26 protein-coding genes and 1 tRNA gene are annotated in these 23611 nt (G+C 41.7%); 6 read left to right on the forward strand and 21 right to left on the reverse strand.

Features of this window, described 5'->3' with window-relative positions; all coding sequences use genetic code 11:
• Nucleotides 1-54 precede the first annotated feature (54 nt).
• The 4 genes from efp to JZO85_RS14725 form a co-directional block, all read right to left on the reverse strand.
• Nucleotides 55-618, reverse strand: a complete 564-nt coding sequence (gene efp / locus JZO85_RS14710; protein WP_207109284.1) for an elongation factor P — start codon at nucleotides 616-618, stop codon at nucleotides 55-57.
• A gap of 88 nt (nucleotides 619-706) precedes the next feature.
• Nucleotides 707-1327 carry a YczE/YyaS/YitT family protein gene (locus JZO85_RS14715; RefSeq protein WP_347401801.1) on the reverse strand — a complete coding sequence of 207 codons (621 nt, stop codon included), beginning with the start codon at nucleotides 1325-1327 and terminating at the stop codon, nucleotides 707-709.
• A 132-nt stretch (nucleotides 1328-1459) separates the two neighbouring features.
• On the reverse strand, nucleotides 1460-1957 hold the full coding sequence (locus JZO85_RS14720; RefSeq protein ID WP_207109285.1) for an HD domain-containing protein: 498 nt from the start codon (nucleotides 1955-1957) through the stop codon (nucleotides 1460-1462).
• A 130-nt stretch (nucleotides 1958-2087) separates the two neighbouring features.
• On the reverse strand, nucleotides 2088-2849 hold the full coding sequence (locus JZO85_RS14725; RefSeq protein ID WP_207109286.1) for a TrmH family RNA methyltransferase: 762 nt from the start codon (nucleotides 2847-2849) through the stop codon (nucleotides 2088-2090).
• 140 nt (nucleotides 2850-2989) lie between these two features.
• On the opposite strand from JZO85_RS14725, the gene JZO85_RS14730 reads away from it, so the two are divergent.
• Nucleotides 2990-3262 (forward strand): acylphosphatase, encoded by a 273-nt coding sequence (locus tag JZO85_RS14730; RefSeq protein WP_207109287.1) that lies wholly within the window; start codon nucleotides 2990-2992, stop codon nucleotides 3260-3262.
• A gap of 104 nt (nucleotides 3263-3366) precedes the next feature.
• Entirely contained in the window at nucleotides 3367-4299 is a 933-nt protein-coding gene (gene yidC, locus JZO85_RS14735) for a membrane protein insertase YidC (RefSeq protein ID WP_207109288.1), read from the forward strand.
• 47 nt (nucleotides 4300-4346) lie between these two features.
• Here yidC and JZO85_RS14740 read toward each other — a convergent pair whose 3' ends face one another.
• From JZO85_RS14740 to JZO85_RS14780, 9 genes are all read right to left on the reverse strand, one after another.
• Nucleotides 4347-5546 (reverse strand): ABC transporter permease, encoded by a 1200-nt coding sequence (locus tag JZO85_RS14740; protein WP_207109289.1) that lies wholly within the window; start codon nucleotides 5544-5546, stop codon nucleotides 4347-4349.
• A complete protein-coding gene (locus tag JZO85_RS14745) occupies nucleotides 5543-6229 on the reverse strand; it encodes an ABC transporter ATP-binding protein (protein ID WP_207109290.1) in 687 nt (228 codons plus the stop codon). The genes JZO85_RS14740 and JZO85_RS14745 overlap by 4 nt, the downstream gene beginning before the upstream one ends.
• The gene (locus JZO85_RS14750; protein ID WP_207109291.1) at nucleotides 6230-7447 is read right to left on the reverse strand and encodes an efflux RND transporter periplasmic adaptor subunit; all 1218 of its coding nucleotides are present in this window, start codon (nucleotides 7445-7447) and stop codon (nucleotides 6230-6232) included. It lies immediately after the preceding gene.
• Between the two features lie 3 nt (nucleotides 7448-7450).
• Complete coding sequence (locus JZO85_RS14755) at nucleotides 7451-7924, reverse strand: hypothetical protein (protein ID WP_207109292.1); 474 nt, start codon at nucleotides 7922-7924, stop codon at nucleotides 7451-7453.
• A 184-nt stretch (nucleotides 7925-8108) separates the two neighbouring features.
• A complete protein-coding gene (locus JZO85_RS14760) occupies nucleotides 8109-8540 on the reverse strand; it encodes a hypothetical protein (protein ID WP_242550380.1) in 432 nt (143 codons plus the stop codon).
• A gap of 110 nt (nucleotides 8541-8650) precedes the next feature.
• Nucleotides 8651-9079, reverse strand: a complete 429-nt coding sequence (locus JZO85_RS14765; RefSeq protein ID WP_207109293.1) for a hypothetical protein — start codon at nucleotides 9077-9079, stop codon at nucleotides 8651-8653.
• 31 nt (nucleotides 9080-9110) lie between these two features.
• Nucleotides 9111-9584 carry a hypothetical protein gene (locus JZO85_RS14770; protein WP_207109294.1) on the reverse strand — a complete coding sequence of 158 codons (474 nt, stop codon included), beginning with the start codon at nucleotides 9582-9584 and terminating at the stop codon, nucleotides 9111-9113.
• Between the two features lie 280 nt (nucleotides 9585-9864).
• Complete coding sequence (locus tag JZO85_RS14775) at nucleotides 9865-10917, reverse strand: 1-aminocyclopropane-1-carboxylate deaminase/D-cysteine desulfhydrase (RefSeq protein WP_207109295.1); 1053 nt, start codon at nucleotides 10915-10917, stop codon at nucleotides 9865-9867.
• A 141-nt stretch (nucleotides 10918-11058) separates the two neighbouring features.
• Nucleotides 11059-11130: transfer RNA gene (locus JZO85_RS14780), tRNA-Glu, on the reverse strand.
• 243 nt (nucleotides 11131-11373) lie between these two features.
• On the opposite strand from JZO85_RS14780, the gene JZO85_RS14785 reads away from it, so the two are divergent.
• From JZO85_RS14785 to JZO85_RS14800, 4 genes are all read left to right on the forward strand, one after another.
• Nucleotides 11374-12003 carry a CBS domain-containing protein gene (locus JZO85_RS14785; protein ID WP_207109296.1) on the forward strand — a complete coding sequence of 210 codons (630 nt, stop codon included), beginning with the start codon at nucleotides 11374-11376 and terminating at the stop codon, nucleotides 12001-12003.
• Nucleotides 12004-12014: 11 nt separating this feature from the next.
• Nucleotides 12015-12827, forward strand: a complete 813-nt coding sequence (locus JZO85_RS14790; protein WP_207109297.1) for a pyruvate, water dikinase regulatory protein — start codon at nucleotides 12015-12017, stop codon at nucleotides 12825-12827.
• Nucleotides 12828-12928: 101 nt separating this feature from the next.
• Entirely contained in the window at nucleotides 12929-14881 is a 1953-nt protein-coding gene (locus JZO85_RS14795) for a fructose-1,6-bisphosphatase (RefSeq protein WP_207109298.1), read from the forward strand.
• A gap of 42 nt (nucleotides 14882-14923) precedes the next feature.
• Entirely contained in the window at nucleotides 14924-15865 is a 942-nt protein-coding gene (locus JZO85_RS14800; protein ID WP_207109299.1) for an AEC family transporter, read from the forward strand.
• 49 nt (nucleotides 15866-15914) lie between these two features.
• On the opposite strand, the gene JZO85_RS14805 is transcribed toward JZO85_RS14800, so the two are convergent.
• The 8 genes from JZO85_RS14805 to hisH all read right to left on the reverse strand — a co-directional run bounded on the left by JZO85_RS14805 (nucleotide 15915) and on the right by hisH (nucleotide 23556).
• On the reverse strand, nucleotides 15915-16406 hold the full coding sequence (locus JZO85_RS14805) for a P-loop NTPase family protein (protein ID WP_207109300.1): 492 nt from the start codon (nucleotides 16404-16406) through the stop codon (nucleotides 15915-15917).
• A 109-nt stretch (nucleotides 16407-16515) separates the two neighbouring features.
• Complete coding sequence (glyS, locus tag JZO85_RS14810; protein ID WP_207109301.1) at nucleotides 16516-18594, reverse strand: glycine--tRNA ligase subunit beta; 2079 nt, start codon at nucleotides 18592-18594, stop codon at nucleotides 16516-16518.
• A gap of 1 nt (nucleotide 18595) precedes the next feature.
• On the reverse strand, nucleotides 18596-19483 hold the full coding sequence (gene glyQ / locus JZO85_RS14815) for a glycine--tRNA ligase subunit alpha (RefSeq protein WP_207109302.1): 888 nt from the start codon (nucleotides 19481-19483) through the stop codon (nucleotides 18596-18598).
• 481 nt (nucleotides 19484-19964) lie between these two features.
• Nucleotides 19965-20795: a histidinol-phosphatase gene (locus JZO85_RS14820; protein ID WP_207109303.1), complete on the reverse strand. Its 831-nt coding sequence runs from the start codon at nucleotides 20793-20795 to the stop codon at nucleotides 19965-19967.
• 16 nt (nucleotides 20796-20811) lie between these two features.
• Nucleotides 20812-21444 (reverse strand): bifunctional phosphoribosyl-AMP cyclohydrolase/phosphoribosyl-ATP diphosphatase HisIE, encoded by a 633-nt coding sequence (gene hisIE, locus JZO85_RS14825; protein ID WP_207109304.1) that lies wholly within the window; start codon nucleotides 21442-21444, stop codon nucleotides 20812-20814.
• A gap of 14 nt (nucleotides 21445-21458) precedes the next feature.
• Nucleotides 21459-22217: an imidazole glycerol phosphate synthase subunit HisF gene (gene hisF, locus JZO85_RS14830; protein WP_207109305.1), complete on the reverse strand. Its 759-nt coding sequence runs from the start codon at nucleotides 22215-22217 to the stop codon at nucleotides 21459-21461.
• Complete coding sequence (gene hisA, locus JZO85_RS14835; RefSeq protein ID WP_207109306.1) at nucleotides 22214-22933, reverse strand: 1-(5-phosphoribosyl)-5-[(5-phosphoribosylamino)methylideneamino]imidazole-4-carboxamide isomerase; 720 nt, start codon at nucleotides 22931-22933, stop codon at nucleotides 22214-22216. Before hisA ends, hisF begins: the two co-directional genes overlap by 4 nt.
• Nucleotides 22930-23556, reverse strand: a complete 627-nt coding sequence (gene hisH, locus JZO85_RS14840; RefSeq protein ID WP_207109307.1) for an imidazole glycerol phosphate synthase subunit HisH — start codon at nucleotides 23554-23556, stop codon at nucleotides 22930-22932. Before hisH ends, hisA begins: the two co-directional genes overlap by 4 nt.
• Between the last annotated feature and the right edge of the window lie 55 nt (nucleotides 23557-23611).

Here is a 23611-nt window from a genome sequence, read left to right on the forward strand (position 1 = left end):
CATTTACATGACAGCAAAAAACGCCATGACCGTATGTAGTCATGGCGTTTTCTATTATTTATTCGCGCGTTTTTGGTACGTGCCTTCTTGTGTACTTACTTCCAATAATTCGCCCTCTTCAATGAAATCAGGGACGTTTACAACTAAGCCTGTTTCCATTGTTGCAGGTTTGCCTGAACCAGTAACTGTCGCACCTTTGATTGATGGTTGTGTTTCAACTACTCTCAAGACTACTGAAGATGGCAGCATCACGCCGATCACTTCATCGCCAAAGAATTGGATTTTTACTTCCATGTTTTCAAGGATGAATTTCATTTCATCTGCGACTGTAGCTACAGGGATTTCATATTGTTCATATGTTTCCAAATCCATGAAGATTGCAATATCGTCTTGGCTGTACAAATATTGAACAGGCTTTGTATCGATCATTGCTTTTTCAAATTTTTCATCTGGACGTAAAGTCGTGTCATAGGTTGAGCCTGAACGCACATCGCGCAGCTTCATACGCATAACAGTATTTCCCTTACCTGGTTTGTGGTGGCTGGCATCTAAAACTTTGATCAATTTTCCGTCTTGAACAAAAGTCATACCCGCACGTAAATCGCTTGCTGAAATCATTATTAAGCACTCCTCTTCTACTATAAAATGAACCTTATTTATTGTAGCAAATAACCCTTGGACTTACTAGGGAAAATTATTTATCCGTCTATTTCGCTTCCTGTACCCGAAAGAATTTAAGCTTCGGTAATTGATTCAGTGTCATTTCTAAAGAAGGTCCCATCAACAGTAAGACGATCACTGTACCAAATCCGATGTGTCCACCTAATAAAAAACCCGTTAAAAAGATGACGGCATCTAATAGGATTCGAGCAACTTTTACCGAGCTCTTCAATGCTTTTTTTAATACAATCATCAAAGACTCGTAGGCTGCCGAGCCAGCATCTGCTAATAGATAAATGCCTGTTCCGACGCCGAAAACAATCGATCCGGCAATGATAGCGTAATAACCCGTTCCGTTTGGAATCGTCTGCAGAACTCCAAGCCAGTCTAAACTATTCAGACAAAAGCCTAATCCAAAGCTATTAATAAGACTGCCAATGCCGATCATCTTTCGATCATAGAAAAAGATAACAATTAAAACAATACCATTAAACAGCATGCTCACAGTCCCAAACTTCAGCGGTACATGCTGTAATATTCCCAATACTAGTGTGCTGATCGCATCAGCCCCTAGTCCACTGACAACGATTAAGCGAACACCGACAGCCGCGATAAAGGTTCCAATAATGGCAAAAAGTAACTGCTTTGCTATAGTTGGTTTGATCACTTTATTCCTCACTTTCATAAAATCGAAGTTCTCGTATTTCAATTCTAGTAAACTGTTTTACTTCAAAAATTTACATCAAACAAAAGGCAAGGCACCAAACAAATAATTTGTCTGGTGCCTGGATAGTTTTTGTTAATTCCATTCTTTCTTTAAGCGTGCTTTGTAGGAGTTGAATCTGTCTACTAAAGGCACGGCCGCTTCTTTAATGGCGCAGTACTTGTCGACCATCGTTACGATGTAGCCTTCCTTATATTTAGGAGGAGTAATGGTTGCGCCCCACATATGCTTAATAATAATGTCACGCTCAAGGTCAGACAATTCGGTGATTTTTTCTGCATTCTTCACAGCAATTCGTGGATGCATATAGGCATGGGAGCCCTCATCGAATTTCGTTGTCCGCCAGTCATAATAAAACAAATCATGTAACAAGCCTGCACGAGCAGTAGCTCTAGCATCGCCGTTAAATTGTTTTGCTAATTTGTAGCTATTATAAGAAACACTGATAGAGTGTTCCAAACGTGTTGAATTCATATGTTGAGTGTAATTTGCTAATCTTTGAACTTCCTCGGTAGCTAATAAATCTTCAATATAAGAAACGTATTCTTCATCGTCACGCCAGTTTTCGGTCATGGATATAAAGCCCCTTTTCATTTGTCTCTGTGGCTCATTATAGCACGGTGAGGAAACCTTGAATAGGCTTCCACGAGTTTGTGAATAAAGTTTAACAGTTCCTTAATAACAGTTACAAATTTGTGAATTTTTACTTAAGTAAGTGGAACATTAGCACTCCAGCAGCGATTGCGACATTCAGAGACTCGGCTTGACCTTTGATCGTAATGTATAGATTCTGATCCGTCATCGCTAATAATTCTGATGACATACCTTGTCCCTCATTTCCCATCACTAAAGCAAAATCCGTCATTTTCTCGACCGCAAGATACTCCTTCGCTTCCTTATCCAACGCAGTTCCCAGCACTGGACTGCCGGCTTGTTGAAATTGCGGAATGAGCGCTGAAAGCTCCCCATTTTGGACAGACAAATGATAAAGACTGCCCTGCGTGCTGCGTAAAGTCTTGGGATTGTATAAATCCGCACTGCCTTGGCCTAAGATAACACCAGAAAAGCCGGCCGCATCCGCAGTACGAATCATTGTACCGACATTGCCGGGGTCCTGCACATTATCCAGCAGTAACCAAGCTCCGGAAAAATCGCTGCTCACTTCCTGCGGCATCTCCGCCACCGCGATTATACCCTGCGGCGTCGGCTGGCTTGCCAACACTTTTAAAACCTCATCAGAAACTAAATAGTAATCCGACAGATTTTCTTCGATCCATTCCGACCATTCGTTCAACCCTCGTTGATTGATAAAGACTTCCTTCAACGCCACATTAGCGGCCTTCGCTTCTTGGATTAGATGAAACCCTTCTAAGAGATAGGTTTGCGTCTGCTGCCGATATTTTTTCTGCTGTAATTTTTTTGTTTCTTTGATCAATGTATTTTTACTCGATTGAATCTCTTTCAAAATGTCTGCCTCACTTATTTTTAGGTATTATTTTCTATACGAGATAGCTTCGTCTGTCATTATAGCACGCGAATTCTTGTATCAACCAGAAAAAGTCGTTATCATAGATAATAAGAGAAAAATAATTAGGAGGTTTTCTTATGAAGATGTACTTAAATGTTACTGGACGTGTTCAAGGCGTCGGTTTTCGCTATACTACCTATCAAATAGCCGTCGAGATCGGATTGACCGGCACCGTGAAAAATGAGGACGATGGCAGTGTGACCATTGAAGCGATCGGGACAAAAGAACAGCTCGCGGAATTTCTTGAAAAAATCAAAAAGCCGCAAAATCCATTTGCCAAAGTGAATCACATTGAACATTATGAAGACCCTACCATCAAAGATTACGATCAATTCAATGTCGTCTATTAAAAATAAGACAAGGTTGGCTGATTTCCCGGAATTAGATTGAAAAGCCTTGAGTTATCTAGTATAGTATTTCCTGTATAAATTTTTATTAGCAGAGGAAGAAATAAATGACAAAATTTAAAAATTGGCTACTAGGCTCCGGCCTTTTGGGTGTTCTTTTACTCCTTTCGGGCTGTGTTCGCTCAAACAGTGATGGTACCCCAGATACATCCGGTCTTGTTTACCGCATGCTGGTTGTTCCATTAGAGAACTTCCTAAATTGGATGGTGAATAATTTCAACTGGTCATATGGCCTAGCGATCATCGTCTTGACGATCATCGTTCGTTTGATCATCTTGCCGCTAGGAATCCACCAATCGAAGAAATCGTTGATCCAATCAGAAAAAATGCAATCGATCAAACCGCAAATCGATGCGGCACAAGCAAAAGTAAAACAAGCAACGACGCAAGAAGAGCAAATGGAAGCTCAGCGTGAAATGCAAGCTGTCTACAAGGAAAACAATGTCAGCATGATGGGCGGCATGGGTTGTCTGCCTTTACTGATCCAAATGCCGATCTTCTCAGCATTGTATTACACTGCTCGTTTTTCAGAAGGTATCCAGCATTCGACATTCTTAGGAATGGATATGGCGAAACCAAGTTATATTCTAGTAGTTGTCGTTGGTGTGGCTTACTTGCTGCAAGGGTACATTTCATTAATCGGTGTCCCTGAAGAACAGAAGAAAACGATGCGCAGTATGATGATCGCTTCTCCATTGATGATCGTCTTCATGTCATTCACTTCACCTGCTGGAGTGGCACTTTACTGGGTTGTCGGTGGTATCTTTAGTTGCCTTCAAACCTTTATCACCAACGTCTTGATGCGTCCTCGTATCAAAGCTCAGATCAAAGAGGAATTAAAGAAAAACCCGCCAAAACAGGTGGTTTCGAAGCCAATCAAAAAGGCTGAGCCGATTCAGCCAAAGCAAGTCGCTCAACCAAAAAATAAAAACAACAAGAATGCTAACGGTCGAAATGCCGGCAAACAAAAACGGAACTAGCAAAAATAAGAACCATCGCTTGCGAGCGATGGTTCTTATTTTTATTCTTATCTCAAAATATCAATCAAATCTTTCTTAGCAGCTTCAGAAGCCGGCATCACTGAAAATATCAGTCCGATCCCGCTAGACACTCCGACTGCCAAACAAACAGTAAACAAATCAACAGATACGGAGATTTTCATCGCACTGCCGATTGCATAGGCGACAAGCATTCCTAATAGGTAACCGATGATTCCTCCAACAAGAGTCAAAGTCATCCCTTCTAATAAGAACTGCATACGAATCGCACCTCGTGTAGCTCCCAGCGCTCGGCGAATCCCGATCTCCTTTGTCCGTTCTGAAACAGAAATATACATCATGTTCATCACTCCGACACCCGCGATAAATAATGAGATTCCCGCTACCGCACTAATGAATAGTGTGATACTGCTAAGTACTTCACTGATTCCATCGGTCATCATCGCCATATTCGAGACTTGATATTCCCCTTGCTGACGCATAGCGCCTGCGGATTCCAGCTTCTTGATTGCTTTGTCCGCAACCTTGTTCAACTTGCTTCCATCTGCCAAGGTCAAGACCACCGCACTAGTATCCTGCTCATTTCCGAAGAAATGGATATACGTTTGGCGCGGCAGCAGGATTTTAGTCGAGCCTTCTGAAAACATCGTTTCCTCTGGTCCTGCTGGAAAAACCCCAATGATCGTAAAGACCTGCTTATCGAGTTCAAAGCCGCGCCCCACTGCTCCCTTAGCCGAACCATAAAGATCCTTTGCCAATGAGGCATCAATCGTCACTACCTTGTTTTGGGTTTGGTTATCGTATGCACTGATGGCACGACCATGACTTACAGTGTCCCCATCCTTAGAAACGACGCCCACTCGATAGTTCTTCGTTTTATCTTTTATTTTGATTTCTTTATAGATATAAGACAAATCATTTTTTGGATACGAAACAGACTCGACCCCTTCAACATTTTTCAGCAAACTAAAGTCAGAGTCTTGAATCATATCAACATTCGAATAATATAGCGCATTGTTTCCAGGAATGAAATTGATATCGACTTCCAGCTTATCCGATTCTTCAGCAGTCAGGCTTTCGATCGTGTCGCGCTCAAAGCCGCGGCCAATCGATAAAATCGCGATTACTGCGGCGATACCGATAATGATCCCAAACATTGTTAGAGCACTACGTTTCTTATTCTTAAAAATCGAGCCCAATGATGAACGCCAATTTACATAGAACTTCATTCTTCGATCACCGCCCTATCCTCAGTGATCGCACCATCTCTGATTTTAACCAGACGTGTGCAATAGGGAACAACTTCTGGATCATGAGTGACTAGAAAGATTGTTGCGTGATCACGCCGATTCAACTCTTTAAACAGCTCCATGATCTCATTTGAAGTATGGGTATCCAAAGCACCGGTCGGTTCGTCAGCGATAATAAATTTCGGCTGGTTGATCAAGGCTCGAGCAATAGCGACCCGCTGCTGCTGCCCGCCAGAAAGCTGACGTGGGTGTTTCTCTGCCTTATCCGCGATTCCGACCCGTTCCAAGGCTGACATGACTCTTTCTTTGGTTTGGTGAAAGCCGTAGCCATTATAGAGCAGCGGCAGCTCCACATTTTCATAAACGGTATAATTTTCGATCAGACTGAAATTCTGGAAGACGAAGCCTACCATCTCATTGCGCGTTTTTGATAAGCGATCATCCGTTGTAGTGACCAGATTCTCCTCCTCAAATAGATATTCTCCGTCAAATTTTGTATCGATGAAGCCCAACAGATTGATCAGTGTTGATTTCCCTGAACCTGATGGTCCCATGACCGCGATCATTTCGCCGGCGTCGGCTTTTAGATTGATGTCCTTTAGCACATGCAGCGCTTCTTCATCGTTCCGATAATACTTGTTGATATTTTTTAGTTCGATCATTTAATCCACCGCCAATTCCTGACCGTCTCGTAATGATTTGTCAGGATTTGAAATAATGCGGTCACCGTCTTTAAGACCATCCTTCAAAACAAAGTAATCGCCCTTATCTTCGGCCTGGATCGTCACTTCTCGAACTTTCCCCTTGCGGTAAGCAAAAACATAATGGGTATTGCCTGTTTTCATAACTGCTTTTTTGGGTATGCGGATCTCATTCAACGGCAGAACAACTTGTACGTTATAACCATATTGCAGTTCTTCCGTCGGTTTTACAATGAAGCTGTAATTCGAGACTGAGCTAGTCGCTGCGGCCCCTGCTGCTCCAGCTTGGCTGGCAGCATCGCCTGCTTGATCCGGTAATTTGTTCACATGGGTGATCGTGCCTGCGATCTCTTGGTTCGTCGTGATCGGTTTGATCGTCACTGCCGCATCTTGATGCACCTGCGGATAATCGTATTCGGAGGCTTTTGCTTCGACGGTGATTTCATTACTGACAACTTTTACAACTGGTACTGAAGGGTCATTCTTGCCTTTTTCATTGATATAGGCGGTTCCCTTTGTCGCACTGGCAATTGTTGAAGTAACCTTCCCACGCATCTTATTAACACTTTGTGAAGCCGAGCTCAGCTCAACATTCGCCGTTTCCAATGCTTGTCTTGCTTGTACAACCGCATCACTGGCTGCATCTAGGCTGCTTTCATATTGAGTCTGCTCTTGTTTGTATTGTTCCTTTTTAGCAGCGCCCTCTTCAGTATTTTCATTTGTATTATTGTAATTCGTAATAGCTTCATTCAATTTTTGCTGCTCTTTGGCCTGCTTATCCTGTGCGATCGCCAATGATTCCTGTGCATTAGAGACACCAAGATAGAGCTTATCTAAGTTCGTGCTTTGCTCCTCTGCCTGCTCTTGATATTCTGTATTGGTGTAGCTCAGCAGCATGGTTCCTGAATCCACATCCTGTCCATCCTGAACATTGATTTCAGAAATTTTCCCCAATGTTTGATCCAAATAATAATCCTGTGTATGGGTCGCTTCCACGATCCCATTAAAGGTCAGTGGATCAGACTTTTTCAATGTAATTGTCTGAAATTGATTTTCCTTAACCGTATTGCTCTTCATTTGAGAGTAAGCGAAAGCGCCAATAAACAGCACTAACGCGAGCACCCCCGCAATGATACTCCAACGGATCTTTTGCTTTTTCGTCATTTTTTTCTTTGTCATTTATTACTCCTCTGGCTCTGCTTTAAATAAGTGAACGATAACAAGAATCGCTGGAATCAAGAAAATCAACTGGACAATTAAAGCGATGATTGTCGTTGCTAATGATAGATTAATTCCTTCAAATTCCATTTTCGGCTGCATAATTAAGCCTATCGCTAAACTAAAAAGATTCCAACCAACGTTCACGTAGTAAGGCATCTTAATAGGTACAATGTCGTCTGCCAACTTCTTATTTGCCCTAAAATAGAAGACCAGCAAAGCAATCGATATTACTAAAGATAAAACTGAGATTATTTTTGTCAGTGGATTATTCATATAATCAAACATTTGTTGAGCAAGTGGTCCCATCATCTCGTAACTACTCATTTTAGGATTCAATGACTTTGGTAACCCTATCAAATTAGAAACAAGAGAAAGTAGCCCTAAAACGATTAATACCAGATTCCACGTTTTTGCCTTTTTTATGTGCTTTTCCATTTCATCACTCCATTCAACAATTTTCAATCATTTATGAAAATGCCGCAGCAACCCTAAGCAAACATTTCACAAATTATTCCTCATTATACTACTAAGTTCCTCCTCTTTTGAAGAGTGATCCTAAAAATACGTATTTTTGTCTTAAACGCACACAATCACAATCCTTCGCTCGTTTGATGATTCTCTAGAATAATAGAGAAATAAGGAATGGAAATAAAATAAACGATAATATAATAAAAATGGGTATTAGCATATTTCTCATTTTTATCAGTCCAAAATAGTGACGACGAAGCGCATAACTAATCCCGATAATGGAACAATCAAATAGAAAGCTTTCCATATGCAGCGGGGTATTAGTAACAAGAGAGCGATTAACTGGACCTGGCGAGACAAAACCTCTCCACTCAGCAGGTAAATAAATCGACAAAATCAGCTGTGCCAAATTCACTACAAGAATAATCAACATGCTTATTGCCAATGCCTCAATAACCGCTCTTCTTTCTAATTCATCGTATTGGTTGATTGTGACTAATACTTTTATCAACGAGAACATTCCGACAAAGGAATATATCCCCAAAAACATAAAAATCGTAGTTATTATCAGTTCAACGATCATTTTACACCTCTTTTTAATAAGAATTTTTCACTGATGAGTCTCCAAAGATAAAAATTGACTATGTCCATTTCAATCCCTCAATATATTCATCCTTATTTATAATATTTTTTTCAAAAAAATGGTAAAAGTAAAAATAAAAAAATGATTAGCATGGGCAAAAGATTTCTTACAAGAAAAGAACTTTTTGAAATTAAGCCATATTGAACTCTTCTAATGTTGTATACGACGGCGATCACCATGCAATACAGCAAAAAGCTGTCAACATGATCAAACGCACCAAGAGTAAAGCGCACCATCGATTTTCCGCCAGAATAGATGACGGGCTGATAACCTGCTGGCTGGACGATGGAAAGAATCAATTGAATAAGATGCAAGCTCAGTATGACCCCCATGCTGATCGACAATGTTTCAAAAAAGATTTTCTTCTGCAGCTCATCTGATCGATGAAACAGTACCACTCTCTTAATTAGTGAAAAAAATACCAATAAGGAATATCCTAACAAAGCAATCATCAGACAAAATGTAACTTTATCAAACATCATTTCCCCTCCAACTCATTTTTCATTTTTACTACAAAGACAGTTGCCAAACTCCAAAAAAATACGGAATAAAGGTGCACAACAAGGAAATGCCGAGCATTGGCAGAAGGCTTCTTCTAACAAAATAATCCTTGGAAAGCATGCGATACTGAACTTGTTTGATTTTATGAACAAAGCCAAATAATATGCAATAAAATAAAAGGCTGTATATTTCAAAAGTTGATTTACCGATTATTGCAACTACATATTGGTTCTTCGGACAAATGTTCTGAAGTAACTCTGTTGGTAAAATGTTCGGGAGCAGCCACCGAACAATGATCAATAGCAAAATGATACAGACGCTGATCAGGATTGTTTCCATAACCATTTTTTTCTCTTGCTCACTAGTTACACGTCTCGTTATCATTCTTTTCAATGAATACCAAAAGGGAACAACGGAAATCAAACCTAAAATGACTATCGGAAAAAAGATAAAGTTTATTACTAATTTCACAATCATCTCCATAAATGATTCTCCTTCAATCAAATTTTTTTCTAACTCACCATTACGTAAAGATATCTTTACAAAAATTCTACTACTCTCCTGCTCATAAGTAAAGTTATCTTTACGACATCAGATAAAAAAAGCTAAGCACCAACTATTAAAGTCACTGCTTAGCTTTTGAGTATAGAGCCGCCTAAGATGGATCACGGACTATTATTTTCTGATTGGATAAACTGTTCCTTTTCAATTTACTGCTCGTAAAATCTGGCCAAGCGTTCCACTAATATAGTCGAACACGGAACTACTTATCCAACAAATCTCCTAAGATTTCTTTTTCCGCAAATAAAGCGGTGGCACCCCCTGTGTGCAAGAAAATAACTGAACTATTTTGTGGAATAATTCCTTTATCGACATAATCCAGCAAGCCGGCAAAAGCCTTGCCGGAATAGACCGGATCTAAAAATAAGCCTTCCTCTCGTGCCAACACACGAATCGCATCATTCCCCTTATCGCTTGGCATTTCATATCCAGGTTGATAATAGCTGTTATCATGTTCAAAGTCATCCGCTGTCAGGCGCTCTTCTAGACCCAACAGCGCTAAACTCTTATTCGCTAACATGGCCGAATTTTCTAAATAGCTCCTATCATGCCCAATCACATCAAAGGATAAAATCCGCATGGGGTGATTCAGCAGCTTCTTGCCTGCCACTAGGCCTGCCATCGTTCCGCCAGAACCGGTCGCATGCACCAAATAATCAAACTGCTGTTCAGCCGCTTCAGCCTGTTCCGCCATTTCTATGAAACCCTCAATAAAACCAGTTGTCCCGATCGGACTCGCGCCGCCCATCGGAATCTCATAGCAATTATGCCCTGCTTCTATTAGGCGCTTCATGTGCTCGCGAGCCAGTTGGACTGAACGTGCATCTACCTCAGCATCAGATTCGCCGGGATTTTTCAGAATAACATGGACCTCTGCACCTAAAATTTTATCCAGTAGTAGATTGCTTCGAAGATCCTTTTCATCTGGTTCAACGTATGCTACTAAGTATAGGATAGGTGTTAAGCCCTCTTTTCGACAGGCCTCCACTGTTTGCATCGCATGATTGGATTGTGTCGCGCCAAACGTAAAAATGTATTCTGCACCTTGTTCTTTCGCATCACCGATCAGATACTCGAGTTTTCTGATTTTGTTTCCGCCAAATAAGCTTTGTCCTGAAAAATCCTCTCGCTTAATAAACAAATTGATTCCCAGCCTTTTCGACAAATTCTCAAGCCGATAAAACGGCGTGGGATAAAAGCCCAGACTTGCCTTGGGTTTTTGCTTCAACAATTGCTTTACACCTGTAGTTTCCATTGCGATCCTCCTAGCTTAGCTCTCTTCTATTTTCTAGTATATAGCACCTATCATCATAAGTGCATACCAATCCCATTTTTTGAGACACAAAAAAACGTCCCATCAGCAAAACTGCCAATGAAACGTCTTCTTTTTACTATATAACCCGTACGGGATTTGAACCCGTGTCTCCGCGCTGAGAACGCAGCGTCTTGACCCCTTGACTAACGGGTTAGGATTTCCTCAACAGAAAATAGTATACTGCTAAATCTTTTTTTTAGAAAGGATTTGCACTTTGTTTTTGCGAATAATTAAATATGTGTTTATTTGACCATTCATGTTGTTTATATGCTTATTACGTGTATAATAGGTTGTGTATTCAAGTCACTGCTTTTCAGGTGAAATTGAATGGACCTTGAAAGGAAAAATAAATTCATTTTTTCTCAAAGAAAAACGAATGTATCACTAGGAGGACCTATGAATCTATCACAAAGGCAAGAGAAAATCATCGAGATCGTCAAACGCGATCAACCGCTAAGCGGCGAAAAAATCGCCGATCATCTGGGGATCTCACATGCTACTTTACGAACCGACCTCTCCTTCCTAACAATGGCAGGTATTTTAGAAGCCAGTCCTAAAGTCGGCTATACCTATACAGGTGTCGGCATCGAGCAGTTCCTGTTCGATAAAATCTTTTCTGTAAAAGTCGAAGAAATCATGCTGTCGCCTTTATTGACACCGCAGGATACCTCGATCCATGATGCGATCACCAATATGTTCATGTATGATGTCGGCTCGATTTATGTAACGGACAAAGAGCAGCATCTAGTTGGACTATTGTCTCGTAAGGATTTACTGAGGGCATCGTTAAACAGCAACCTGCAAAACACACCTGTCGCAGTCGTAATGACGCGTGCGCCACATCTGCGAACCTGCACAAAGGATTACACGATCTTGGAAGCTGGTGCTGTTTTATTGGACTATCAGGTAGATTCGCTACCAGTAGTTAGTGAAGAAGATCCAAAGAAAGTGATTGGAAAAATCACGAAATCACGGATTTTTAATTACATCATGCAGCAAGCCAAACAAACTGAAACCAATCGATAGGAGCGAAAAAAATGAAAAAAAGTGTACCATTATACATGATCTCTGATTCAGTCGGCGAGACTTCGCTGAAATTAGTAAATGCCGCCGCAGCTCAATTCCCTACAGTGGATTTTGATTTGTCTTACCGTTTCCCTTTTACTAAAGACGAGGAGGAACTGAAAAGTATTCTTAGCGATGCATTGAAAGACAGTGCTGTTGTGGTGACCACTCTAGTCAGCGACAACTTGACTCAAATCGTCGAGGACTTCGCTGAAAGAACTGGTCTGCAATACATTAATTTAATGAGCCAATTCATGGATATCGTTCACCAAAAAACCGGTGTCGCTCCATTGCAACAAGCCGGTGTTGTGCACAAATTGAATCAAGAGTACTTTGACCGTGTTGCCGCGATCGAGTTCGCTGTGAAATATGATGATGGAAAAGATGCAAAGGGCTTTTTAGAAGCAGATCTTGTATTATTGGGGATCTCACGTACTTCTAAGACCCCTCTAAGCATGTATTTAGCGAATAATCGTATCAAGGTGGCGAACCTGCCATTGATTCCGGAGGTCCCATTACCTGAACAAATCAAAGCGGTACCAAAGGACAAGATCGTTGGTTTAGTGATCGAACCGGAAGTGCAGAAAAAAATCCGAATGAGCCGATTGAATTCATTGGGGCTAGCTGAAAACTCTCGCTACTCAGATATCAATCGTATCAAAGAGGAGCTGGATTATGCCCTAGGCGTTTACGATGAGTTGGGGGCCTTCACACTGGATGTTACCAATAAATCGATCGAAGAATCAGCAACCTTGATTTGCGAGCATTTAGACAACTTCTTATAAAAATGGATACAATTTTGAGAGAACTGCCACTGAAGAATTATTTAGCAGAAATGAGCCGCAGTATGAAAATCAAATCATTACTATAAATAAGGAGCAGATTTATGCTATCGACCCGTGAGAAGTACTATCAAATGTTGGAGAAAGAATTTAGTACCAAGGAGGCGGTCATGACCGAGTTGATCAACTTAGAAGCTATCATGCATCTGCCCAAAGGAACCGAACTTTACATCAGTGATATTCATGGGGAGTTTACTGCCTTTGATCACATTTTGCGTACTGGCGCTGGTAATATCAAAGAAAAAATCAGTTTGCTCTTCGGTGACCGTTTGACAGAACATGAAAAAGACAAATTGACGATCCTTGTAGCTTATCCGCGAGAATCGTTGGATGATAAAGACTTTTATGCTTATCGTGATTGTTCCTGGTATCGAAAAAAGATCCGTCAGCTATTAGAACTGCTGGCCTTTTGCTCCACTAAGTATACTCGTTCAAAGGTCCGAAAGGCCTTGCCCAAACAATACATGTATATCATTGAAGAATTGATGTACACGGATACGAATTATTCCGATAAGGCTGCCTACTTCGACCAGATTTTAGCACATCTGCTTGATTTAGAGCAGGGCAGACCTTTTATCATTGCTTTATGCCAAAGTATTCAACGATTAGTCGTCGATCATCTGCATGTTGTCGGTGATATCTATGACCGTGGTCCTGAGGCTGATAAAATCATGGATAAGTTGTGTCGACACCCTTCTGTCGATATTCAATGGGGCAACCATGACATTTTATGGATGGGAGCTTACGCTGGTTCTCGTGCCTGTCTGATGACACTGTTGCGGATCGCTGCACGCTATAATTATCTGTATGAGATTGAACAAGCCTACGCATTGAACCTTCGTCCGCTGTTCATGTATGCGGAAGAGCATTATCAAAAAAATCCAATTTTTACACCAAAGGAAAAAAACAGCAGTGCCAGCTACTCTATCGAAAGTTTGGATAGTTTAGAAAAAGTCCATCAGGCCTTGTCGATTATTCAGTTTAAATTAGAAGGTCAATTAATCAAACGGCATCCTGATTTTCAAATGGAGGATCGGCTGCTATTTGAAAAGATCGATTATGATAAAGAAACGATTCAACTAGCTGGAAAAGAATATCCTTTACAAGGAGCCTGCTTCCAGACCCTGAAAAAAGATGTTCATCAGCTGACCGAACAGGAAGAATATGTAGTGGATACCTTACTGACCTCTTTCCAGCAATCAGCAAAAATGCAGGAGCATATGCAGCTGCTTTTGGATAAGGGCTCGATGTATCTGGTCTATAACCAGCATCTGCTCTTTCACGGCTGTCTGCCATTAAAAGCAGACGGCAGCTTTCTTCCGCTTAACATCGCCGGTAAGGATTATGGTGGAAAGGACCTTTTGAACTTCTTTGAAGAGCAGATTCGTTCAGGCTGTCAAAGTCAAGAAAAGGACAGTTCTGCTGCGGATTGGATCTGGTATTGCTGGACCGGTAAGATTTCACCGCAGTTTGGTAAAAGTGCGATGACCACTTTCGAACGGTATTTCATTGCTGACAAAACGACTCATAAAGAAATCAAAAATCCTTACTATCAATTTCGGGATACTCATGAGACGTGTCAAATGATCCTTGAGGAGTTCGCTTTGTATTCGCCAAATTCTCGCATTATCAACGGCCACACCCCAGTGAAGGTCAAGAGCGGCGAATCGCCTATCAAAGGAGAAGGCATGCTGTTCGTGATCGATGGCGGGTTATCAAAGGCTTATCAAAAAACGACGGGAATCGCAGGTTATTCACTGCTGAATAATTCTTATGGCTTCCAGCTCGTCACGCACGATCCTTTTGAATCGGTGAAGAATCTATTAGATAAGCAGGCCGATGAGACTTCCTTGAAGCGAGTGATCGACAAAGACCTGAAGCGTATTCTCATCAAGGATACGACAGTTGGTGACAGCCTCGAGGAACAGATTGAAAATCTGACCGGCTTACTAAATTATCAAGATAAAAATGACAACACGGGTCCCATCAGCAATTGATGACGCCCGTGTTTTTCTGTATAGTGGTATCGAGGTGAAAAAATGATTTCCGCATATATCAATATTTTGTTTATTTTTGTTTTGATGTTTATCGGCTACTTTTTGACGTATAAGCAATGGTTCTCGAATCAAATCGGGGACGCGTTTTCAAAGCTGGTCCTGCAGATCGCTTTGCCCTGCAACATGTTTTTGACGATCACCAAAAATTTCTCTCGTTCAGAATTTCTCCAGTTGGTTGGGGGAACCGTTATTCCGCTCCTTTCGATGCTGCTGACTTTTGCCATCAGCTTTGCCTACCGGCGGATTTTTCAAATCACGCCAGCTCGTAAAGGAATCTTCACTACAATGTTTACCTGCTCCAACACGATTTTTATCGGCTTGCCGATCAACTTGGCGATTTTCGGTGAACAGGCTGTTCCTTATGTCCTGCTCTATTACATCGTGAACACGACGCTCTTTTGGACATTGGGGATCTACTTTATCGCTAGCGACAATCCCCAAATTGAGCAAGCGAAGGTCAGCTTTCATTTAGTCCCGATTCTGAAGAAAATTTTTTCTCCGGCGTTGATGGGCTTTTTGATTGGCCTATGCGCCGTCCTGTTAAATATCAACGTATCAGATTCCATCGCAACTTTCTTTAGTTACCTCGCGAATTTGACCACTCCTTTATCGATGTTCGTAATCGGGATCATCGTCTACAATGTGGGGATCAAAAATTTGCCTCTGAACAAGGATATTATCGGTGTGATCATAGGCCGTTATATCATTTCGCCTTTGATTGTTTGGCTCTTAGGACAATGGATCAGCGTACCGCCTTTAATGCTCTCCGTTTTCATTATTCAAGCGGCCATGCCCGTTCAAAATTCTGTGCCGATCCTGGCGCGCTCCTATGACGCCGATCAGCAATTTGCCGCTTCTTCACTAGGCTATTCTGTACTGCTTTATCTTGCGTATATTCCATTATTATTGAAATTAATTCTTTAACAAACAGCCTTCGAGTTTGCGCTCGAGGGCTGTTTGTTTGTGAAAACTATCAGAGTTCATTTTGCAAATAAGTGTCTGCTTCTTCTCTGGATTTAAAAATAATAATCTCTTTCGTTTCTTTATACTCGTCTAGTAATCTATAAATTTGCGGCAATTGATCCTTCGCAAAATCAATGATCCATTGCTTAAATTCCTCATCAAATTCTGTCTCTATCCACGGCATATCCTCACGAGCTTTACCAATCCGCGATTTTGCCCCCGCAAGACAAACCTCTAGTGGATAATCTAAAAGGAAAACAGTGTCGCATTCCTTCAAACGCATTTCAAGCGTGTGCAGGTAATTTCCATCAATGATCCACTCTTCCCGTTTAATTACCTCGGCTAATTGTTGAACAAATAGTTCTCGAGACACGGTTGTTCGATCTGGTTTATGCCAGAAACGATCTAAATAGTATAAGTGTAATCCAGTTACAGCTCTTAGTTTTCGAGAAAATGTACTTTTCCCTGCCCCGGGACTTCCGATAACGACTGCCTTAAGCATGGCTTTCCCTCTCCTTTTCGAATTAACGAATGGTATCACGAAACCAAAAACGGTGTCGAGTATTGGTAAATTAGACACTCGACACCGTTTTTATAAAATTGCTTTTATTCTATTTGGTGATAATCTTATCGATACTTGCTAAAGCATTGGCCATTCTCGCAATGATTGCCAATTGATTTAAGCGATTATCACGGATTTTTTCATTGTCGACCATGATCATCGTCTCGTTGAAGTAACGTTCGATCACTGGACGCAGGTTCGTCAATGTTTGGTAATTTTCAGCCATACTTTGGTTTGCAAATTCATCTTCAGCTTCTTTTACCGCAGCATATAATTCTTTTTCGCTGTCGTTTTCAAATAGCTTAGGATCAACCTTAAAGCTGATTTTTGCAGGATCCATTTTCTTCGTCAGGTTAATAACCCGAGTCAAAGCCTCCATCGCCTCTTTAAAGTGCGCATCTGTTAAATGCTGATCGAAAATTTGTGCTGTCTTGAAGATCTGCACCAAATCATCTTGGCGAGAATCGACAACTGCATCAATGATATCATGGCGGACATTGTGCATTTGCAGACGTTGACGCATACGGCCCTTGAAGAATTCGATAAACTCTTTTTGATCACGGTTGAAGTGGATGCCATAATCCAAAACATCCTCATTGATCGCATCTACGATCGCACCCTGCATATCCGTGAATGGGAATGTCCAGCCTTGTGCTTCGACGATCCGAACGATTCCGTAAGTTTGTCGGCGCAATGCATATGGGTCATTTGAGCCGCTTGGGATCATGCCTACAGCGAAGAAGCCCAATACACTGTCAATCTTATCCGCAATCGCTAAAACAGCTCCAATCGCTGTTTTTGGCAGGTCTCCTTCAGAGGAGATCGGCAGGTAATGCTCTCGAACCGCTGCGGCAACAGCTGGTTTTTCACCCTTCAGCAAAGCATATTTTTCTCCCATGATCCCTTGCAGTTCAGGAAATTCACCGACCATATTTGTGACCAAATCAAATTTATAGATTTCAGAGGCACGCTTCAGGTCTGTTAATTCTTCCTCATTCAAATCCACTTGTGTCCCAATCACTTGACTGATCAAACCAACACGCTGCATTTTTTCATATATGCTGCCGATTTTTTCATGGAAAGTCACATTTTTTAGTTTTTCAACACACTCTTCGATTGATAATTTCTTGTCCTCTTCAAAGAAGAACTCGCCGTCTTCTAAACGAGCGGCTAAAACTTTTTGATTTCCCTTGATGACGTTATCTAATTTCACGCTGTTTCCATTTCGCACAGAAATGAAATGAGGCAGCAGCATCCCTGCTTGGTTACGTACTTCAAAATAGCGTTGATGTTCCTTCATAGAGGTAACCAAAACTTCTTCCGGCACTGATAGGAATCGCTCATCAAAATCACCGACGAAAGCGGTTGGGTATTCAACTAAATTCGTTACTTCCTCTAATAAATCAGAATCAAGATCGATTACCCATTTATTTTTTTCAGCGATTTCCCCAATTTGCTCAACGATCATTTGTTGGCGTTTATGTGCATCTGCTATTACGAATTGCTCTTCTAGTTTCTCTTCGTATTCGCTTGGATCAGCCAATTCGATTTGGTCTCCTAAGAAGCGATGCCCTGCTGTTGTGCGTCCCGTTGTAACATCCAATATTTCAAATGGAATCACTTCTTCATCCAATAATGCGGTGATCCAATGAATTGGCCGGATGTATTCAAACATCGTGTCGCCCCAATGCATCATCGTTGGGAAATTCATACTCTTCACAACATCTAAAAGTCCAGTCAAGACGTCCTTGCTTTCTTTCCCGTGGATATATTTTGTGACATAGACGTATTCCACGCCGTTTAATTCACGGAAGGTAATCGCGTCTGTCGTCAAACCTTGGCCGCGAACAAAACCTTCCGCTGCTTTGCTCCAGTTGCCTTCAGCATCTAGTGCGATTTTTTTCGCTGGTCCTTTAACTTCTTCCTGCACATCTTCTTGACGGTCAGGGATGTTTGTTACTCGAACCGCTAATCGACGTGGTGTTGAAAAAGGTTCGATGGATTCAAAGGTTAGGCTATTTTCTGTCAAAAATTTTGAGACCTTTTCTTCCAATTGCTTGATACTTGGCCAAACCACGTGGGCTGGCATTTCTTCTAAACCGATTTCTAATAATAGATTTTTCGCCATCTTATTTGCCCTCCTGATTCAATAATGGGAAGCCTAGTTTTTCCCGTTCAGCTACGAAGATTTTCGCGACTGATCGTGCCATGTTACGGATACGAGCCAGATAACCGGCACGTTCGGTTACTGAAACTGCTCCACGAGCATCTAACAGATTAAAGGTATGGCTGCATTTCAAAATGTAATCATAGGCTGGATGCACTAGATTTTCGTCAATACAGCGTTTTGCTTCTTTTTCAAATTTCGTGAAATTATCCAGCAGCATTTCTTGATCGCTTTCTTCAAAGGAATATTTCGAATGTTCATATTCTGGCTGTTTGAAGATTTCACCATACTTGACGCCAGTAGTCCATTCCAAATCATAAACACTGTCAACTTCTTGAATATATGAGGCCAATCGTTCCAGACCGTAAGTCAATTCAGAAGTTACAGGATTTACTTGCAGACCGCCGACTTGCTGGAAATACGTGAATTGAGTGATTTCCATGCCGTCTAGCCAAACTTCCCAACCAACACCGGCGCAGCCCATTGATGGATTTTCCCAGTTGTCCTCTACGAAACGAATATCGTGTTCTAACGGATCGATCCCTAATAAACGTAAGCTATCTAAATACAGCTCTTGGATATTTTTTGGTGAAGGCTTCATAACTACTTGGAATTGATGGTGTTGATACAAACGGTTCGGGTTTTCACCATAACGACCATCAGCAGGACGACGTGAAGGCTCTACATAAGCCGCGCGCCAAGGCTCAGGTCCGATTGCCCGTAAAAAAGTATAGGGACTCATCGTTCCCGCTCCTTTTTCCGTATCGTAGGCCTGCATCAGCATACAGCCGTTGTCTGACCAAAAATTCTGTAACGACAAAATCATTTCTTGCACTGTTAATTTGCTCATTCTGTTTCCTCCTGTGTTTTGTATGTAGGTTTCTGTATTGGGTAGTATATATCACGATGTTTAACTGTTAACTTGCAGGACAGCTAACTCATTTAAAGGTGTTCATTTTTCGAAACCCGCGAAAAATGAGTTTTATCTTCGTACGCATATCATCCAACTAAACAACTCGTTAAGATTATTTACATAAAACTTTTAATTAGACTTCTCATCTGACAACGACCTGCGAAAAGTTGGACTGACAAAAAGTCCCTATGCCGAAATAATCGACATAGGGACGTATCAACGCGGTTCCACCCTACTTCCAAGCGAATGCTTGGCAGCTTTAACTAAACGTGCTCACAAACGCCAACAAAATTTGCTTCCCTGCTTGGCTTACACCGGCCCAAACTCGCTGTGATTTCCACAAATTTTTAATTTGATCTTCGCACCTATTCAACTTGGTTCTATAATAGCGACACCAGACCCCTTTTGTCAAATCTTTCTATTGATCAAAAGGTATCGGCTGAAAAATCCCGTTCTTCAATTGCATCGTTTCCGTAAAACCAATCGATTTTAATAATTCAACCGTTTCCGGAAAATGACAGGTTAACGTGGTCGTTTCATGACTATCGCTTGTAATAATAACTGGACATTCTCGTTCCTTCAACTGCCTTAATAAGAAGGGGCTTGGATACGGTGTCGTCCGCCAGTTACGAGAAATCGCGCCGGTATTGATTTCTACCATACCATCATACGTTTTTATAATATCAATAACATCGTTCAGCGCCTTCGAAGCGATTGCCTGATATTCTGCGTTGTCCTCATCCAGCCAAGGATTCTTTTCGTTAAACTTCGTAATCAAATCAAAATGACCTACGATCTTCGAGTGATTCTGATGGATATGCTTCACCACAGTATCATAGAAATCCCGTATCATTAGCATTTGATCTCCTTGATACCACTCATCTAAGGTCTTCATCAAACTTTCCGGACTTTCATCGACACTGCGGAAAATTCCTTGCCGCGGTGGAAAATAATGCACCGAACCAACCGTATAATCATACCCATCGATCGGATCGGCACTATAATAATCCCATTCCAATCCTAAACTGATGTTTAATTGACCTGCTAATTTTTCCTTTAAATCCCGCAGTGCCTGTTGATAATCCACTTCATTGCTTACCCCGGGACAGCTAGGATCAAATAAAGCAGGCGAATGACAGGTAAAGCCCAAATCTGTAAAACCCAAATCGATCGCTGCTTGAGCCATTTCTTCGAGCGTATTTTTCCCATCACACCATGTGCTGTGGGTATGAGCATTTGAGTAGAACATAATTGACCTCCTAAGCTTACTGCATCCGTTCCTGCTTCACCTTTTTATCGACAACGTGACGGTTTGCTAGTTCCTGACGCACTTCCGCCAGATCGATGCCCATCTCAACCATCAATACAAGAACATGATACACCAAATCAGAAATTTCAAAAACAGTTTCGTTGTGATCCTCTTTCATCGCGCCGATCACCACTTCAGTCGATTCTTCACCGACTTTTTTCAAGATTTTTTCGACACCTTTTTCAAATAAATAGCTGGTATAACTGCCCTCTTGAGGATTTTCCTTACGACCTTGGACTAGCTCATACAAAGTATCAATTGTCGCTTGCTTATCCTCACCATATAAGATTTCATTGAAGCAGCTTTCCGCACCTGTGTGGCAAGCCGGTCCATCCTTTTTCACCTTCGCTACTAGCGCGTCCTGATCACAATCCAATTTCAAAGAGACCAGATGCTGATAATTTCCGCTGGTCTCGCCTTTGCGCCATAACTCCTTGCGACTGCGAGAATAGAAGGTCATTAGCTGATCCTTCAACGTCATTTCATAGCTTTCTTGATTCATATAGGCCAACGTCAATACTTCATTGGTTTCGGCATCCTGCACGATCACCGGAATCAATCCTTGATCGTCAAATTTCAATTTCGTCATATTACTTGCTCCCTTTATACGATACGGACAGGAATATCTGCCGCCATCAGTTGTTTTTTTAGATCAGGAATCTTTACTTCACCATAATGGAAAATCGATGCCGCTAAACCAGCTTCAATCTTCGGCAGCTGGAACAAGTCAATAAAATCTTCACTCTTTCCAGCACCGCCAGAAGCAACGATTGGTAAAGTAGTGATCTCACTGATCGCTTTTAACAGCTCCAAATCAAATCCCTGCTTCACACCATCAGTGTCCATACTGTTGATCACTAGTTCACCTGCACCTAACTGTTCACCTTGACGAATCCATTCCAATGCCTCTAGCCCGGTATCTTCTCGACCGCCTTTGGCAAAAACATTCCAGCGATCACCGACGCGTCGGATATCTACTGACAACACAACACATTGACTGCCGTAACGTTTTGCCCCTTCTTCAATCAGCTGAGGACGACGAATCGCTCCTGAGTTGACGCTGACCTTATCCGCGCCGCAATTTAAAACCCGTTCGAAATCAGAAACTTCATTGATGCCGCCGCCAACAGTCAGAGGAATAAACACCTCCGAAGCAACACCCTTTAAAATATCAGTAAACAAGCCGCGTTCTTCCGCCGAAGCCGTGATATCGTAAAAAACCAATTCGTCCGCACCCTGTTCGTTGTAAAAACGAGCCAACGTCACTGGATCATTCACATCTTTCAGTCCAGCAAAATTGACCCCCTTAACCACCCGGCCATCGCGGACATCTAAACAAGGAACAATTCTCTTTGCGATCATTGGTCATCACCTCCGGCAGCCAAGACATCTTCCAGCTTCAAGCTTCCGTTGTACAAGGATTTTCCTACGATTGCGCTGGAAACACCTAATTCTTTTAACCCTTTAATATCTTCCAGTGTTGCTACTCCGCCAGATGCCACGATCTCAACATTCAACTGATTCAATTTTTGATAGAGCGGCAAATTGATCCCTTCACCCGTTCCATCACGGGATATCTCTGTAAAGATAATCGTTTCAGCGCCCCATTCAACTAATTGCTGGCAAAAGTCAAAAGCATCTGTCTCAGTTCTCTCCAACCAGCCTTCTATAGCAACCTTTTCGTCTTTCGCATCTACACCGATAGCGATCTTATTGCCATATTTTTTCAGCATTGCTTGTGTAAACTCTGGATCTTTTTGAGCGATCGTCCCTAGAATCACGCGATCTACGCCTGCAGACAAGCAGTGCTGGATGGTTTCTTCATCACGAATACCGCCACCGACTTCAACAAATAAATTCGTATTTTCAACGATGTTTTGAGCAATCCCAAAATAGTGCAGCTTACCAGCTTTCGCGCCATCTAAGTCGACAAGATGCAGATAGTTCGCCCCGGCTTTTTCGAAGGATTGCGCAAAAGCCACAGGATCATCGCCAAAAACTTCCTTTTGACCATAATCGCCTTGATACAGCCGAACAACTTTCTCGTCTAAAAGATCAATTGCGGGAAATATTTTCATACCGGCACCTCCGTAAATGCTTTTAGGATATTTAAACCAACATCGCCGCTTTTTTCAGGATGGAATTGGGTCCCAAAAACATTTTTGTTTTGTACGATTCCGGGAATCGAAACCCCGTATTCACTATCGGCAACTAAGTGCTCTTGGCAATCAGCTGCATAGTAGCTATGAACATAATAAACAAAATCATTTTCCCTCAAGGACTTAACCAATGGGCTGTCAGATTTTCGTACATCAAGTCTATTCCAACCGATTTGCGGTACTTTCAGATCGATATTCGCTGCATCGAAGGCTTCCCTCATCGAAACGATTCGTCCAGGAATCAACCCAAGTCCTTGATGCTCGCCAAATTCTTCACTCTTATCAAACAGCAGCTGCATCCCTAAACAGATTCCCAAGAAGGGTTTGCCAGAAGCTGCCAATTCTTGGATTGGTTCCACCAGCGATAATTCCTCCAGCTTTTTTCGTGCGTCACCAAATGCGCCAACACCTGGCAAAATGATTCGATCAGCTGCCTTCAATTCATTCAATGAACGCGTAACTTGGCATTCCACTCCGAGATATTCCAGTGAACGCGACAAGCTGAACAAATTTCCAACGCCGTAATCAATAATTGCTAGCATAGGTTCCCTCCATCTACTTCGTTTTATAGTAATTATTTTTATCACGAAAAACAGA

Origin of the sequence: Candidatus Enterococcus murrayae (genome assembly GCF_017315985.1) — a bacterium.
GTDB lineage: Bacteria > Bacillota > Bacilli > Lactobacillales > Enterococcaceae > Enterococcus_A > Enterococcus_A murrayae.

Coding starts and splice junctions, on each gene's coding strand:
- efp (WP_207109284.1), bottom strand. CDS start 618: ATGATTTCAGCAAGCGATTTACGTGCGGGTATGACTTTTGTTCAAGAC.
- JZO85_RS14720 (WP_207109285.1), bottom strand. CDS start 1,957: ATGACCGAAAACTGGCGTGACGATGAAGAATACGTTTCTTATATTGAA.
- JZO85_RS14730 (WP_207109287.1), top strand. CDS start 2,990: ATGAAGATGTACTTAAATGTTACTGGACGTGTTCAAGGCGTCGGTTTT.
- yidC (WP_207109288.1), top strand. CDS start 3,367: ATGACAAAATTTAAAAATTGGCTACTAGGCTCCGGCCTTTTGGGTGTT.
- JZO85_RS14740 (WP_207109289.1), bottom strand. CDS start 5,546: ATGAAGTTCTATGTAAATTGGCGTTCATCATTGGGCTCGATTTTTAAG.
- JZO85_RS14745 (WP_207109290.1), bottom strand. CDS start 6,229: ATGATCGAACTAAAAAATATCAACAAGTATTATCGGAACGATGAAGAA.
- JZO85_RS14750 (WP_207109291.1), bottom strand. CDS start 7,447: ATGACAAAGAAAAAAATGACGAAAAAGCAAAAGATCCGTTGGAGTATC.
- JZO85_RS14755 (WP_207109292.1), bottom strand. CDS start 7,924: ATGGAAAAGCACATAAAAAAGGCAAAAACGTGGAATCTGGTATTAATC.
- JZO85_RS14760 (WP_242550380.1), bottom strand. CDS start 8,540: ATGATCGTTGAACTGATAATAACTACGATTTTTATGTTTTTGGGGATA.
- JZO85_RS14765 (WP_207109293.1), bottom strand. CDS start 9,079: ATGTTTGATAAAGTTACATTTTGTCTGATGATTGCTTTGTTAGGATAT.
- JZO85_RS14770 (WP_207109294.1), bottom strand. CDS start 9,584: ATGGAGATGATTGTGAAATTAGTAATAAACTTTATCTTTTTTCCGATA.
- JZO85_RS14775 (WP_207109295.1), bottom strand. CDS start 10,917: ATGGAAACTACAGGTGTAAAGCAATTGTTGAAGCAAAAACCCAAGGCA.
- JZO85_RS14785 (WP_207109296.1), top strand. CDS start 11,374: ATGAATCTATCACAAAGGCAAGAGAAAATCATCGAGATCGTCAAACGC.
- JZO85_RS14790 (WP_207109297.1), top strand. CDS start 12,015: ATGAAAAAAAGTGTACCATTATACATGATCTCTGATTCAGTCGGCGAG.
- JZO85_RS14795 (WP_207109298.1), top strand. CDS start 12,929: ATGCTATCGACCCGTGAGAAGTACTATCAAATGTTGGAGAAAGAATTT.
- JZO85_RS14800 (WP_207109299.1), top strand. CDS start 14,924: ATGATTTCCGCATATATCAATATTTTGTTTATTTTTGTTTTGATGTTT.
- JZO85_RS14805 (WP_207109300.1), bottom strand. CDS start 16,406: ATGCTTAAGGCAGTCGTTATCGGAAGTCCCGGGGCAGGGAAAAGTACA.
- glyS (WP_207109301.1), bottom strand. CDS start 18,594: ATGGCGAAAAATCTATTATTAGAAATCGGTTTAGAAGAAATGCCAGCC.
- glyQ (WP_207109302.1), bottom strand. CDS start 19,483: ATGAGCAAATTAACAGTGCAAGAAATGATTTTGTCGTTACAGAATTTT.
- JZO85_RS14820 (WP_207109303.1), bottom strand. CDS start 20,795: ATGTTCTACTCAAATGCTCATACCCACAGCACATGGTGTGATGGGAAA.
- hisIE (WP_207109304.1), bottom strand. CDS start 21,444: ATGACGAAATTGAAATTTGACGATCAAGGATTGATTCCGGTGATCGTG.
- hisF (WP_207109305.1), bottom strand. CDS start 22,217: ATGATCGCAAAGAGAATTGTTCCTTGTTTAGATGTCCGCGATGGCCGG.
- hisA (WP_207109306.1), bottom strand. CDS start 22,933: ATGAAAATATTTCCCGCAATTGATCTTTTAGACGAGAAAGTTGTTCGG.
- hisH (WP_207109307.1), bottom strand. CDS start 23,556: ATGCTAGCAATTATTGATTACGGCGTTGGAAATTTGTTCAGCTTGTCG.